Raw genomic sequence first — 12702 nt, forward strand, 5'->3', positions numbered from 1 at the left:
GTGGCGAGGGGGCTTGCTTTCTCGCCACCATGTTTCCTTATCCCTGACCCATATGCCCAACCATTGCTCACCCTCCCAGTGCCCCGACTGGGCCACCGCCCTGCTCAACGGCTTCAGCCAGATTTTCCTCCAGCGTCATCCGCTGTGCGGCTTGCTGTGTCTGGTGGCCATTCTGGTGACCGCGCCCGCCTTGCTCGGCGGCGCGCTGCTGGGCGGCGTGGCGGGTTTGTTGACCGCGCAACGACGCGGTTATGCCAAGGAACATCGGCAGGCCGGGCTGTTCAGCTACAACGGCATCCTATTGGGATTGCTGCTGAGCCTGATATTTCCCTGGTCGGTTTTGCTGCCACTGTTGATCATCGCCAGCGCAGGCCTCAGCGCGATGCTGACCCAGCAATGGCTCAAGCGAACCCCAGGCCCACGCTGCCTGCCGGCCTACACCGCGCCTTTCGTCGGGCTTGGCTGGCTGCTGCTGGGTTTTGTCCCGCAGGCACCCTCGCCCACATCGTTGGATATGACTTATCCCTCTTTGCTGGCCGCCCCTTTGAACGGCCTCGGACAGGTGATGTTTCTCGACCATCCGCTCGCCGGTGCGCTGATCGCCATCGGTTTGCTGATTGCCAACCGTCGCGCCGCTGCCTGGGCGCTGTCCGGTTCGGTCGCCGGCCTGGTTTTCACCGGATTGCATCAAGACACGCTGCAAGCCCTGTCCGGACTGGGCGGCTACAACCCGGCGCTGGCCGCCCTGGCGCTGGGCCAACAGCGCGGTCAACCATGGAAGCCGCTGGCCGGCATCCTGCTGGCGGTCCTGCTCACGCCGGGTTTCGCGGCGCTGGGCCTGGCACCGCTGACAGCGCCGTTCATCCTCGCGTGCTGGTTGGTGCAAGCGACCGAGCGGCTGTGGCATCAGGCCAGCCTCGACACTGCGCCTTGCACTCTGCGGGGCAATCACCCTAGGCTTCGCTGAATATCGATCAGGCGAAGGTTATGGACAACAGCAACAATTGGCGTGAACGCCTCTACGTGATCATTTTCCAGACCGACACCGTGGCCGGCCGGCGCTTCGACAGCGCGCTGCTGCTGATCATCCTCGCCAGCCTGGTGATCGTGATGCTCGACAGCATCGACAGCGTGCACAAGAACTACGCCACGCTGCTGGCCGCCATCGAATGGGGCTTCACCTTCATCTTCATCGTGGAGTACGGCTTGCGCCTGTACTGCTCGCCAAAGCCGCTGCGCTACGCGTTCAGTTTCTACGGGCTGGTGGATTTGCTGGCGATCGTGCCGGGCATCCTCGCGCTGTACTACAGCGACGCCCAATATCTGTTGATCGTGCGGATCATCCGCATGCTGCGGATTTTCCGGGTGCTCAAGCTCAGCCCGTACCTCAAGCAGGCCAACTACCTGTTGGCCGCGCTACGGGGCAGCAAGCAGAAAATCATCGTGTTCCTGGTCAGCGTATCGACCTTGGTCACGGTGTTCGGCACGCTGATGTATGTCATCGAAGGGCCCGAGCACGGCTTCACCAGCATTCCCAAGGGAATCTATTGGGCTATCGTGACATTGACCACGGTGGGCTTCGGCGACATCGTGCCGAAGACTCCGCTGGGCCAAGTGGTTTCCTCCTTGGTGATGATCACCGGTTACTCGATCATCGCCGTGCCCACGGGAATTTTCACCGCCGAGCTGGCCAACGCCATGCGCGGCGACCAGCTCAAGCACAACTGCCCGGTGTGCAGTAAAAACAACCATGAACATGGCGCCGCCTTCTGCTCCCGTTGTGGCAACGCGCTGTTCAAGAAATTGGAATAAGCAAAGCACTTTTAAATACTTGATGGCCTATAAGCCAATCGCTAGTGTGCTGGCTTATCGCCCTACTCTTTCAAATAAAAAGGAATTCGCAGTGAAGAAATTCTTTGGCGCCACCCTTCTCGCCGCCGGCCTGACGTTCGGCAGCCTGGCTCACGCCGCCCCGACCCTGCTCAATGTTTCCTACGACGTGATGCGTGATTTCTACAAGGACTACAACGCTGCGTTCCAGAAACATTGGCAGGCCGAGCACAACGAGAACATCACCGTGCAGATGTCCTTCGGCGGTTCCAGCAAACAGGCGCGCTCGGTGATCGATGGATTGCCGGCGGATGTCATCACCATGAACATGGCCACCGACATCAATGCCCTGGCGGACAACGGCAAACTGGTCCCAGAGAACTGGGTCACCCGCCTGCCGGACAACAGCGCGCCGTTCACCTCGGCCACGGTGTTTATCGTGCGCAAGGGCAACCCGAAGGCACTGAAGGACTGGCCGGACCTGCTCAAGGACGGCGTGCAAGTGATCGTGCCCAACCCGAAAACCTCCGGCAATGGCCGCTACACCTATCTGTCGGCGTGGGGTTATGTGCTCAAGAATGGCGGCGACGAGACCAAGGCCAAGGACTTCGTCGGCAAGCTGTTCAAGCAAGCGCCCGTGCTGGACACCGGTGGACGCGCGGCCACGACGACCTTCATGACCAACCAGATCGGCGACGTGTTGGTGACCTTTGAAAACGAAGCGGAAATGATCGCCCGTGAATTTGGCCGCGACCAGTTCGAAGTGGTTTACCCAAGCGTGTCCGCCGAAGCCGAGCCACCGGTCAGTGTTGTGGATAAAGTCGTCGAGAAAAAAGGCTCCCGCGCCGCCGCCGAGGCTTACCTGAAATACTTGTGGTCGCCAGAAGGCCAGGAAATCGCTGCGGCCAATTACCTGCGCCCTCGGGACCCGGCGGTGTTGGCGAAATACACCGACCGCTTCCCGAAAGTCGACTTCCTCTCGGTGGAAAAAACCTTCGGCGACTGGCGTACCGTGCAGAAGACCCACTTCAATGACGGTGGGATTTTCGACCAGATCTATAACGGGCAGTGAGCTGAGCGCGGTCCTGTGTTGATCGTTCCCACGCTCCGCGTGGGAATGCCGCCCGGGACGCTCCGAGTCCTTTTGTGACGCAGAGCGTCATTGGATGCATTCCCACGCAGAGCGTGGGAACGATCAAGCAGCAATTACCATCAACCGCAGGCATGACTGCTATCAACCCCAAGCCCTGTTCCAGAGCCCCGCAAGTCTTTAGCCTCTCGCCATCCCTTTCAATCGATCGATGAGATTGCCATGAGTGCTCATTCACCCGCCTCGCCCGCCCCCCTGACACGGGGCATGGTCCTGTTGTTCGCCTTCTGCTGCGGCGCCATTGTTGCCAACATCTACTACGCCCAGCCCATCATCGAACTGATTGCGCCGGACGTCGGCCTGTCCAGCACCATGGCCAGCCTGATCGTCTCGCTCACCCAGATCGGTTATGCCCTGGGGCTGTTTTTCCTGGTGCCGCTGGGCGACCTGTTGGAAAACCGCCGCCTGATGATCCTCACCACCGTGGTCGCGATTGCCAGCCTGTTGGGCGCGGCGTTCACCGAGCAACCGAACGTATTCCTGCTGGTTTCGTTGCTGGTGGGGTTCAGTTCGGTCTCGGTCCAGGTGCTGATTCCGCTTGCCGCGCACTTGGCGCCGGAAGAATCGCGCGGTCGCGTCGTGGGCGGGATCATGGGCGGGCTGTTGCTCGGGATCCTGTTGGCACGGCCGGTGTCCAGCCTCGTGGCGGATCATTTCGGTTGGCGGGCGATGTTCATGATCGCCGCAGCGCTGATGGCCGCGATCAGTATCGTCCTGGCGGTCACCGTGCCCAAGCGCCAGCCCGACCACCGCGCGTCCTACGGGCAACTGCTGGGCTCGCTCGGCACGCTGCTGCGCCAGCAACCGCAGTTGCGCCAGCGCGCTTTCTACCAGGCTTGCATGTTCGCCACGTTCAGCCTGTTCTGGACCGCCGTGCCCCTGGAGCTGTCGCGCAACCACGGCCTGTCCCAGACGGAGATCGCGCTGTTCGCCCTGGTGGGTGCCATCGGCGCCATCGCCGCGCCCATTGCTGGCCGCCTCGCCGATGCCGGACACACGCGCATCGCCTCGCTGCTGGCCATGCTGTTCGCCGCCCTGAGTTTCCTGCCTGCATTCATTCACCCGCTGTACAGCGTCATCGGCCTGGCAGTGACCGGTGTGGTGCTGGACTTCTGCGTGCAGATGAACATGGTCCTGGGCCAACGCACTATTTATGCCCTGGATGCGAAAAGTCGCAGCCGGCTGAACGCGCTGTACATGACCAGCATTTTTGTCGGCGGCGCGTTTGGCTCGTCGATCGCCAGTGCGGTCTACGAACATGGCGGCTGGCTGTGGGTGGTGATCGTCGGCAGTGCCTTCCCGTTGCTGGCATTGCTGCGCTTCTTGAGTGCTTCGCAGAAATCCACGCTGGCACCGGCCTGAGAGCCTGACGCGATAAAGTCAGGCCATAAAAAATGCCCGACAGGTCAGTACCTGTCGGGCATTTTTGCTGGAGCGGTCAGATCCGCACGTTGCCACGCGGCCCGGCAATCGCCCAGATAATCAGGCCCAACACCGGCAGCAGGAGGATCAGCAGCACCCACAGGACCTTCGCCCCGGTGCCCGCGCCGCTCTTGAGCACATTGATGATGGCCCAGATATCGAGCGCCAGGATGATCAGGCCAATCAGGCCGTTGAAAGTGGAACCCATGGTGTCGCTCCCAAATGGTGATATGCACACTTAGGATAGCGGCGCCAGGGCAAGGGTTCCGTATTATTGTTTCAGACGTGAACCGCGACCTTGAGCGCTTCCAGGGCGGGCGCAGCGGCGATGCCGACTTCGGCGCACAGCGCCAGCACGCGCGGCAGGTCATTGCCGTACACCAGTACCATTTGCAATTCATCGTCGAGCAACTGACTGAAGTTCATCAGCACGTAGCCGCCGTTTTCCTTGTTCAGGCTGCTCATCTGGATCTGGATGCGGTTGAGTGCGGTCAGCGCTTCGGTCTTGGCCAGTTGCTTGGGCTTGAGGTTGAAGGCGACACCGGGGCCGAACGAGGCGACGATCTGCTCGAACAACTCGACGTAGGCGTCAGCCTGGAACAACACCGTGTCCGGCAGGCTGCCCACCACCACCCATTCGCCCAACGGGATGGGGAAGGTGTCGTCGTAGTTGATGTCCGGATTGGCCGCCAGGAAAGCCACCGGATCAGCGTAGGCCTGGGCCGCTTCGTCGGCAATTTTCTCAATGTCCGCATCACCGAGGCAGCCGGAGCTGATTTTACTGATGAGTTCGGCGAGTGCGGCTTTCATTGGGCGAATCCTGTGGCTGAATTTTCAGGCGCGCAGGATAGCGCATCACATCGGCTGATGTCAGGGCACATCCTCTGGCGGTGGAGCTGGCTCTCAGCCCAACAGTTTCTCCAACTGCGCCGTGGTATCCACCGCGCCCATGGTCTTGGCCGCATCCAGTGCCGAGACGCCGTTGGCGTCCTTGGCCTTGGGATCGGCGCCTTTGCTGATCAGGTAATCGACGATTTCCACCCGGTTGAACATCGCCGCCATCATCAAGGCCGTGCGGCCATCAAATGAGCAACCTTCCACTTGCGCGCCGCCATCTACCAAGGCCGAGACCACCGCCAGGTCGCCCTTGAACGCCGCGCCGGCAATCGGACTCTGGCCGTTGTCATTGCGAATTTCCGGATCGGCCTGGTTTTCCAGCAACACTTTCACGGTTTCCACATGCCCGTGGTAAGCGGCGAGCATCAGCAAGGTGTCGCCCTTGTGGTTACGCAGGTTCGGCGGCAGGCCTTTGCTCAGCAGCGCAGCCATCATCGCGGCATCGCCCTGGCGCGCGACGTTGAACACCTGCTCGGCAAATTCCGCAGCCTCTTCCGGGGTCATCTGGCGGCTTGTATCGGACATGGGAAAACTCCAGTTGGCTCTTCGCAAAGCCGCTAGTTTCCCGAGGGACTCCGGCGCTGTCATCCCTTTTTTCTCTGCCACTGCCATAGCCAGAATCAATAGCGGTACTGCCCGCCCTGGATCTGCGTCGCCAGTTGCCGGTCTACTCGCACGTAGGTCGCGGTATCGGGCAGCCACGCGTAGATCGGTTCATCGCCCGCAAGGCAAGGGTCGAAGCCTTCGGCCTTGAGCCGGGTCTTCTGGTATTTGAAGGTGCCCGTGGTCTCCATCTTCACTTTGATGCGCAGGAACAGCGGCACCGCGTAGCCAGGCAACTTGCACCGGAGAAACTGCAACAGTTCACTGAAGTCCAGCGTCGCGAGGGATTCGGACGGCGTGATCGCGGCCATGCCGGCACGGCCATTGGTGCCGCTGACTGCTACGCCATAGGCCACCGCCTCGCAAATCTGCGAGTGTTGCAGCAGCACGTTCTCGACTTCCGTGGTCGAGACGTTCTCGCCCTTCCAGCGATAGGTGTCGCCGAGGCGATCGACGAACTGGCCGTGGCCGAACCCGATATTGCGCAGCAAGTCGCCGGTGTTGAAATAACGATCGCCGGGAGCAAAGACGTCCCGGCAGACGGTCTTTTCGGTCTTCGCCGCATCGGTGTAGCCGTCCAGCGGCGCCTTGTCGTCGATGCGCGCCAAGAGCAAGCCCGGCTCGCCCTTGGGAACCTTCTGCATGCGTCCTTGCAGATTTCGCAAAGGCGCGCCGCTGTCATGGTCGTACTGCACCAGCTCCCAGCCCATCAGGGAAAACCCCACCGTGTTATCGAAATTCAGAATATTGGTGAAGCCGATATTGCCGTCGCTGGCCGCATACAACTCGCAGATGTGGCCGACGCCGAAGCGGGTCTTGAAGGCCGCCCAGGCACCTGGGCGCAGGCCATTGCCAATCATTTTGGTCACGGCGTGCTGCCGGTCCGTGCCGCTCTCGGGCTGGTCGACCAGATAGCGGCACAGCTCGCCGACATAACCCAAGGTGGTCGCCCGATAGCGGCGCACGTCGTTCCAGAACTGACTGGCGCTGAACTTGCGGCGGATCACAAACCCCGACGCACCACAAACCGCCGCGCCCCAGCACACACACAGACCGGTGGCGTGATACAGCGGCAGCGTGCAATAGACGATGTCCTCCGGCTGCATGTCCAGAGCGATCAGGCCGAAACTGGTGGCGGTGCGCATCCAACGGCCATGGCGGAAAACGCCGGCCTTGGGCAGTCCGGTAGTCCCGGAGGTGTAGAGGTAGAAGCACGGGTCGTTGAGGAAGACCTGCTGGCTGCTGGCCGGATTATCGCCCGGGTATTGCTCGCTGTTGCTTATCAGGTCAACGAATCCGCGCGCAGCCGCAGCGTTTTCCTGATCTGCCACCCACCAGGTACGAGCTTCCGACAGCGCGGTCCGACCGCGCACGTCGTTGAACACTGCGACTCGTTCGTCCCCGACCACCACGGCAACGGGCGCGACCAGCGCCAGGCTATGGACCAACGCATCGCCGGTTTGCGACGTATTGATCATCGCGCTGACGGCGCCGACCTTTGCCACTGCCAGCACGGTTATTAACAGCTGGGGACGGTTTTCCAGGAAAACCGCCACGCAGTCGCCCTTGCCGATGCCTTGCGCCTGGAGGTAATGAGCGATGCGGTTGGCCTGCGCGTTGACCTGTGCATAACTCAGCACCGTGTCGCCGTACAGCAACGCCGGGCCTTGGGGATTACGTTGCGTGGCCTGCTCGAAGCACCAGCCCAAGCCGCAGGGCTGGCTGGGGTCCTGGACGTTGGCGAGCTTCATGCCTTTGACAATGCGGGGAACAGCCCTGGCGATGGCCGGCAGTTTGCGCAGCATCATGCCCCAGGTAATAGCGTCGCTGGGTGTACGACTCATGGGTGATCCTTCCCCGTCCGGCCTTATGGACCGCGGTTCTTGTTATAGGTTGTGCGAAATCTGGATTCGAAAGTACGCCAGCGATTCAGCGGCTGTACACGCGGTTTTTGCAATGTTTTGTATCCGCAGCCCGGGGCCAGGCGAAGCGTGAGCGTGCGGGCGTCGGTTTGGTTCCAAAAATCTGCTCCAACCACGCAAAATGCAGGATGCACGATGGCCGTTCATGCAAGATGCACGAAAGCAAAAAACCGATAAAAATATAACTTGTTGTTTTAGAAGGAATTTTCTACGCATCAAATGCTGGCACAGACACTGCAACTACCCCTCCACGGTTTGCCACACCATGGAGCAGTCAACTATGAACATGATTCAAGAGAAGTTTGCATCGCTGTTTTCCAACTACGAAGTCACTACCCAGCCTCGCCCGGATGGCGGCATCCTGCTGACCTTGCGCAACAGCGACGGCAAACTGTTCAAACGCACGATTTCCTACGCTCAGTTGCACGCTGGGGACCAGTTGTCCTGGGCAATCAGCGCCATTCGCCGTGACCTGGCTGAACAGGCCAGCGAGCTGCCGCCGGTCGCCATGCTGCAGAGCCAGCATCGCTTTGCGCTGCCGACTTATCACAGCGCCTGATAGCAACGTCCCTGTAACAACGTCCCTGATCGGGCCATGAAGCTTTGCGGCTCCATGGCCCGATTTCGTTTGAGCGGCAGTGCTGCGACTCAGAAACCAGCCGGATCGATCCTTGCAAAGCTTTCCACGGTTTCGTGGCCCACCAGCTCACCGCCTTCACGGGCCAGGCCACAGGTCGCCATGCCGGCACCGCGAGCCGCGTCCAGCTCCTCGACGATATCCGACAGGAACAGGATTTCCCCCGGCGCAGCACCCACCGCCTCGCTGATCCGCTGGTAAGACTGCACGTCCCGCTTGGGCCCCGACGTGGTGTCGAAATAGCCGCTGAACAGCGGCGACAAGTCGCCCGCTTCGCAACAGCCGAAAATCAGTTTCTGCGCCTGGATCGAACCCGAGGAATAGACAAACAGGCGATAGCCTTGCTGGTGCCAGTCTTTGAGCGCCTGTACCGCGTCCGGATAAACATGACCTTTCAACTGTCCGGCCTGGTAGCCCTGTTCCCAGACCATGCCCTGCAACGCCTTGAGCGGCGTGGCCTTGCGGTCCTCGGCGATCCAGCCCAAGAGGATCGCGATGACCCGCTCGGTATCGGCGTGGCCTTCACCACTGTCGCGGCGCACGGCATCCAATTGCTCGGCTACATCAACGCGCGCGGCGTTCTGCCGGACAAAATCGGGCAGGTGTTCAGCGGCGTAGGGAAACAGCACGTCGAATACAAAACTCACCGCGCTGGTGGTGCCTTCGATGTCAGTGAGGATGGCTTTGATCGTCATGAGCTCAGTCCTCCAGGCGTGGGAAACGGCTGGCGATGTCGTCGCCGGTAAACTTCGCGACCCAACCTTCGGGATTGTTGAACAGGCGAATGGCAACGAAATGCGGGTGTTCGCCCATGTCGAACCAATGCGGCGTACCGGCGGGCACCGAGATCAGGTCGTTCTTTTCGCACAGCACCGCGTAGACATAATCGTCGATGTGCAAGGTAAACAAGCCACGACCGGCGACGAAAAATCGCACCTCGTCCTCTCCATGGCGGTGTTCGTCGAGGAACTTGGCGCGCAGTTCGGCTTTTTGCGGGTGATCGCTGTTGAGGCTGATGACATCGACCGTGACGTAGCCGCGCTCGGTCATCAGCTTGTCGATCTGGGTCCGGTAGGCGGCAATCACTTCCTCTTGGCTGGCGCCAGGCTGGATCCTGGCCGCGGCTTCCCAACGGTCGAAGCGCACGCCCTTCTCGGCCAGGGTCGAGGCAATGTCTTCAAAGTGGGTCAGCACCTTGTTCGGAATCTCGGGACTCGATACGTGGTAGACGGACAGGCTGCTCATGGCAATGGCTCCAGCAAATTAACGGTTCAGGAGTGCGCGGGTCTTGAGTTCGCACTCGAACAGGAATTCGAACGCTTCGATCTGCCGCAGCGCATCGTTCATGCGCGGCCCCCAGGTGTACAGGCCGTGGCCACGAATCAGGTAGCCAACGCAATCGGGGTGCGCCTCCAGCCATGGCTGCACCTTGGCGGCCAAGCGCGCGATGTCCTGGTCGTTGTCGAAAATCGGCACGCGGACCTGGGATTCGTGCGTGGTGATCCCACTGAAGGCTTTTTGCAGTTCGTAGTCTTCAAAGTCAATGAAGGTTTCGCTCGTCAGGCGCGACAGTACCGTGGCGTTCACTGAATGGGTGTGCAGTACGGCGCCGATTTGCGGGCGCCAGCGATACAACTGAGTGTGCAGCAGGGTTTCGGCGGACGGTTTCTTGCCCGGTTCCAGGCTGTTGCCGTCGAGGTCGGTGGCGAGCACGTCGTCGATGCCCAACTGACCCTTGTGTTTTCCCGACACGGTGAGCAAGGCCTGGTCGGGCGATAGCCGCGCCGAATAGTTGCTGCTGGTGGCCGGGGACCAGCCGCGACCATACAAAAAACGCCCGGCGTCGATGATTTCCTGGGCGAGCTGTTCACGGGTAAGGCTCATGGCCTGTCCTCTTGCATGCGTGTGGCAATGATAACGGCTGCAGCCAAGGCTGCGAGGCTGGCGATGTTGAACGTCCATCCGGCGCCCAACGCATTCCAGCTGTAGCCGGAATACAACGCGCCCAGCGCCCCGCCGGTGCCAGCCAGCGCGGCGTACAGCGCCTGGCCCTGGCCTTGTTGGCGAGGGCCGAAGCTACGTTGCACGAAATGAATGGCGGCGGCGTGAAAGCTGCCGAATGTCGCCGCGTGCAACACCTGGGCAAACAACAGCACCCAGAGAAACTCCGCCAGCGACCCGAGCAGCAACCAGCGCAGCGCCGCCAGCAGGAAGCTGGCCATCAGCACCCGGCGCACGGAAAATCGTGCCAGGATCCGGCTCATCAGCAGGAACACCAGCACCTCGGCGACCACGCCAACGGCCCAGAGCACGCCGATCAATCCACGGCTGTAACCCAGGCGCTCCAGGTGCAAGGTCAGAAATGTGTAGTACGGCCCATGGCTCAGTTGCATCAAACCGACGCAGGCATAAAACGCCAGCACCCCCGGGTTGCGCAATTGCCGCAGAAAACCGTCCCCGGCCACTCGCGGCCCCTGCGCCGGCTGGGCGTTGGGCACCCAGAAACTGCTGAGCACAATGCCGGCCATGATCAGGGCCAGGGCAACGGGATAGACGTCCAGGCTCAGCCACTGGAACAACCGCCCCAGCACGACCACGGTGATGATGAAACCGATGGAGCCCCACAGGCGGACCTGGCTGTAGCGCGACGCCTGCCCGCTCAGGTGGGCCAGGGTGATGACCTCGAATTGCGGCAGCACCGCATGCCAGAAGAAGGCATGCAGCGCCATGACCATCGCCAGCCAGGCGTAGCTTTTATCAATGAAAATCAGCGAGAAGCTCAGCAGCGTACAGATCGCGCCGAAGCGCACGATCGCCAGGCGCCGGCCGGTGTAGTCCCCCAGCCAGCCCCAGAGATTCGGCGCCACGCAGCGCATCAGCATGGGAATCGCCACCAGCTCGCCGATACGCGCCGCGTTGAAACCCAGGTGATCGAAGTACAGCGCCAGGAACGGCGCGGTCGAACCGAGCAACGCAAAGTAAAACAGATAAAAACTGGAAAGCCGCCAGTACGGCAACGCCGCCATGGTCGTCAGGCCACGGCGGTCGGCAGGCCAGCCATCAAAGCTGACCCAACACCGGCGTGCCGACCCGAACGTCGGCGTTCTGGCCGCGATGACGCAGCAGATGATCCATCAACACAATCGCCATCATCGCTTCGGCGATCGGCGTCGCGCGGATGCCCACGCAAGGGTCGTGGCGGCCCTTGGTGATGACGTCAACCGGATTGCCGTGAACGTCGATGGAACGGCCGGGCGTGGTGATGCTGGACGTCGGCTTCAGGGCCAGGTGCGCGACAATCGGCTGGCCCGAGGAAATGCCGCCAAGGATGCCGCCGGCGTTGTTGCTGAGGAAACCTTGCGGGGTCAGTTCGTCGCGGTGCTCGGTACCACGCTGGGCGACACAGGCGAAACCGGCGCCGATCTCCACGCCCTTCACCGCGTTGATGCTCATCAGCGCGTGGGCCAGTTCGGCGTCGAGGCGGTCGAAGATCGGCTCGCCCAGGCCAGGCATCACGCCCTCGGCAACCACGGTGATCTTCGCGCCGACCGAATCCTGGTCCCGGCGCAGCTGGTCCATGTAGGCCTCCAGTTCCGGCACCTTGTCCGGGTCGGGACAGAAGAAAGCGTTCTGTTCCACCGAATCCCAGGTCTTGAACGGGATTTCGATCGGGCCCAATTGGCTCATGTAGCCTCGGATGACGATGCCCTGGCTGGCCAGGTACTTCTTGGCAATCGCCCCGGCCGCCACGCGCATGGCGGTTTCCCGCGCCGAGCTGCGGCCGCCGCCACGGTAGTCGCGCTCGCCGTATTTGTGATGATAGGTGTAGTCGGCATGGGCCGGGCGGAACAGGTCCTTGATGGCCGAGTAGTCCTTGGACTTCTGGTCGGTATTGCGGATCAGCAGGCCAATCGCGCAACCGGTGGTGCGCCCCTCGAACACCCCGGAAAGGATTTCGACTTCATCGGCTTCCTGGCGCTGGGTGGTGTGGCGGCTGGTGCCGGGCTTGCGGCGGTCCAGGTCACGCTGCAGGTCCTCCAGGGAAATTTCCAGGCCCGGCGGGCAGCCGTCGACAATGGCGACCAACGCCGGGCCATGGCTTTCGCCCGCGGTGGTGACGGTGAACAGCTTGCCGTAGGTATTGCCGGACATGCAGGGTGCTCCGTGAAATCGCTGAGAGACTCAACCTTGGATTCGTAGTGGGCGCCAGTATACGCAGGCTCCTCAAGTAGTTCATCCTC

The 12702-nt window shown here is 61.5% G+C and carries 14 protein-coding genes; 5 read left to right on the plus strand and 9 right to left on the minus strand.

Annotated elements, in window-relative coordinates:
• Window positions 1-52: 52 nt before the first annotated feature.
• The 4 genes from HU742_RS18850 to HU742_RS18865 all read left to right on the plus strand — a co-directional run bounded on the left by HU742_RS18850 (window position 53) and on the right by HU742_RS18865 (window position 4342).
• A complete protein-coding gene (locus tag HU742_RS18850; protein WP_186643317.1) occupies window positions 53-967 on the plus strand; it encodes an urea transporter in 915 nt (304 codons plus the stop codon).
• A 20-nt stretch (window positions 968-987) separates the two neighbouring features.
• Window positions 988-1812, plus strand: coding sequence for an ion transporter (locus tag HU742_RS18855; RefSeq protein ID WP_186642986.1), 825 nt, complete (start codon window positions 988-990; stop codon window positions 1810-1812).
• A gap of 91 nt (window positions 1813-1903) precedes the next feature.
• The gene (locus tag HU742_RS18860) at window positions 1904-2902 is read left to right on the plus strand and encodes a sulfate ABC transporter substrate-binding protein (protein WP_186637280.1); all 999 of its coding nucleotides are present in this window, start codon (window positions 1904-1906) and stop codon (window positions 2900-2902) included.
• Window positions 2903-3142: 240 nt separating this feature from the next.
• Complete coding sequence (locus HU742_RS18865) at window positions 3143-4342, plus strand: MFS transporter (RefSeq protein ID WP_186642985.1); 1200 nt, start codon at window positions 3143-3145, stop codon at window positions 4340-4342.
• Window positions 4343-4418: 76 nt separating this feature from the next.
• Here HU742_RS18865 and HU742_RS18870 read toward each other — a convergent pair whose 3' ends face one another.
• From HU742_RS18870 to HU742_RS18885, 4 genes are all read right to left on the minus strand, one after another.
• Window positions 4419-4610 carry a PLDc N-terminal domain-containing protein gene (locus HU742_RS18870; protein ID WP_047229615.1) on the minus strand — a complete coding sequence of 64 codons (192 nt, stop codon included), beginning with the start codon at window positions 4608-4610 and terminating at the stop codon, window positions 4419-4421.
• A 71-nt stretch (window positions 4611-4681) separates the two neighbouring features.
• The gene (locus HU742_RS18875) at window positions 4682-5212 is read right to left on the minus strand and encodes a hypothetical protein (RefSeq protein WP_186637283.1); all 531 of its coding nucleotides are present in this window, start codon (window positions 5210-5212) and stop codon (window positions 4682-4684) included.
• 93 nt (window positions 5213-5305) lie between these two features.
• Window positions 5306-5824, minus strand: a complete 519-nt coding sequence (locus HU742_RS18880) for an ankyrin repeat domain-containing protein (RefSeq protein WP_186637284.1) — start codon at window positions 5822-5824, stop codon at window positions 5306-5308.
• Window positions 5825-5919: 95 nt separating this feature from the next.
• Complete coding sequence (locus HU742_RS18885) at window positions 5920-7746, minus strand: long-chain-acyl-CoA synthetase (RefSeq protein ID WP_186642984.1); 1827 nt, start codon at window positions 7744-7746, stop codon at window positions 5920-5922.
• A gap of 358 nt (window positions 7747-8104) precedes the next feature.
• Between HU742_RS18885 and HU742_RS18890 the strand changes: the two genes are divergently transcribed.
• Window positions 8105-8383 (plus strand): DUF3509 domain-containing protein, encoded by a 279-nt coding sequence (locus HU742_RS18890; protein ID WP_186637286.1) that lies wholly within the window; start codon window positions 8105-8107, stop codon window positions 8381-8383.
• Between the two features lie 89 nt (window positions 8384-8472).
• Here the strand turns inward: HU742_RS18890 and mtnC are convergent, their stop codons facing one another.
• The 5 genes from mtnC to aroC are packed head-to-tail and all read right to left on the minus strand — an operon-like array spanning window position 8473 to window position 12613.
• Window positions 8473-9156: an acireductone synthase gene (gene mtnC, locus HU742_RS18895; RefSeq protein WP_186642983.1), complete on the minus strand. Its 684-nt coding sequence runs from the start codon at window positions 9154-9156 to the stop codon at window positions 8473-8475.
• Between the two features lie 4 nt (window positions 9157-9160).
• A complete protein-coding gene (locus tag HU742_RS18900) occupies window positions 9161-9706 on the minus strand; it encodes a 1,2-dihydroxy-3-keto-5-methylthiopentene dioxygenase (RefSeq protein ID WP_186637293.1) in 546 nt (181 codons plus the stop codon).
• A gap of 18 nt (window positions 9707-9724) precedes the next feature.
• Window positions 9725-10345: a methylthioribulose 1-phosphate dehydratase gene (locus HU742_RS18905; RefSeq protein ID WP_186637294.1), complete on the minus strand. Its 621-nt coding sequence runs from the start codon at window positions 10343-10345 to the stop codon at window positions 9725-9727.
• Window positions 10342-11487 carry an MFS transporter gene (locus tag HU742_RS18910; RefSeq protein WP_186637295.1) on the minus strand — a complete coding sequence of 382 codons (1146 nt, stop codon included), beginning with the start codon at window positions 11485-11487 and terminating at the stop codon, window positions 10342-10344. The genes HU742_RS18905 and HU742_RS18910 overlap by 4 nt, the downstream gene beginning before the upstream one ends.
• Before the next feature lie 34 nt (window positions 11488-11521).
• On the minus strand, window positions 11522-12613 hold the full coding sequence (gene aroC, locus HU742_RS18915; protein WP_186642982.1) for a chorismate synthase: 1092 nt from the start codon (window positions 12611-12613) through the stop codon (window positions 11522-11524).
• Between the last annotated feature and the right edge of the window lie 89 nt (window positions 12614-12702).

It is taken from the genome of Pseudomonas marvdashtae (genome assembly GCF_014268655.2).
Classification (GTDB): Bacteria; Pseudomonadota; Gammaproteobacteria; order Pseudomonadales; family Pseudomonadaceae; genus Aquipseudomonas; species Aquipseudomonas marvdashtae.

Excerpts from the sequence above, each read along its gene's own strand:
- HU742_RS18850 (WP_186643317.1), top strand. The coding sequence starts at position 53 with ATGCCCAACCATTGCTCACCCTCCCAGTGCCCCGACTGGGCCACCGCC.
- HU742_RS18855 (WP_186642986.1), top strand. The coding sequence starts at position 988 with ATGGACAACAGCAACAATTGGCGTGAACGCCTCTACGTGATCATTTTC.
- HU742_RS18865 (WP_186642985.1), top strand. The coding sequence starts at position 3,143 with ATGAGTGCTCATTCACCCGCCTCGCCCGCCCCCCTGACACGGGGCATG.
- HU742_RS18870 (WP_047229615.1), bottom strand. The coding sequence starts at position 4,610 with ATGGGTTCCACTTTCAACGGCCTGATTGGCCTGATCATCCTGGCGCTC.
- HU742_RS18875 (WP_186637283.1), bottom strand. The coding sequence starts at position 5,212 with ATGAAAGCCGCACTCGCCGAACTCATCAGTAAAATCAGCTCCGGCTGC.
- HU742_RS18880 (WP_186637284.1), bottom strand. The coding sequence starts at position 5,824 with ATGTCCGATACAAGCCGCCAGATGACCCCGGAAGAGGCTGCGGAATTT.
- HU742_RS18885 (WP_186642984.1), bottom strand. The coding sequence starts at position 7,746 with ATGAGTCGTACACCCAGCGACGCTATTACCTGGGGCATGATGCTGCGC.
- HU742_RS18890 (WP_186637286.1), top strand. The coding sequence starts at position 8,105 with ATGAACATGATTCAAGAGAAGTTTGCATCGCTGTTTTCCAACTACGAA.
- mtnC (WP_186642983.1), bottom strand. The coding sequence starts at position 9,156 with ATGACGATCAAAGCCATCCTCACTGACATCGAAGGCACCACCAGCGCG.
- HU742_RS18900 (WP_186637293.1), bottom strand. The coding sequence starts at position 9,706 with ATGAGCAGCCTGTCCGTCTACCACGTATCGAGTCCCGAGATTCCGAAC.
- HU742_RS18905 (WP_186637294.1), bottom strand. The coding sequence starts at position 10,345 with ATGAGCCTTACCCGTGAACAGCTCGCCCAGGAAATCATCGACGCCGGG.
- HU742_RS18910 (WP_186637295.1), bottom strand. The coding sequence starts at position 11,487 with ATGGCGGCGTTGCCGTACTGGCGGCTTTCCAGTTTTTATCTGTTTTAC.
- aroC (WP_186642982.1), bottom strand. The coding sequence starts at position 12,613 with ATGTCCGGCAATACCTACGGCAAGCTGTTCACCGTCACCACCGCGGGC.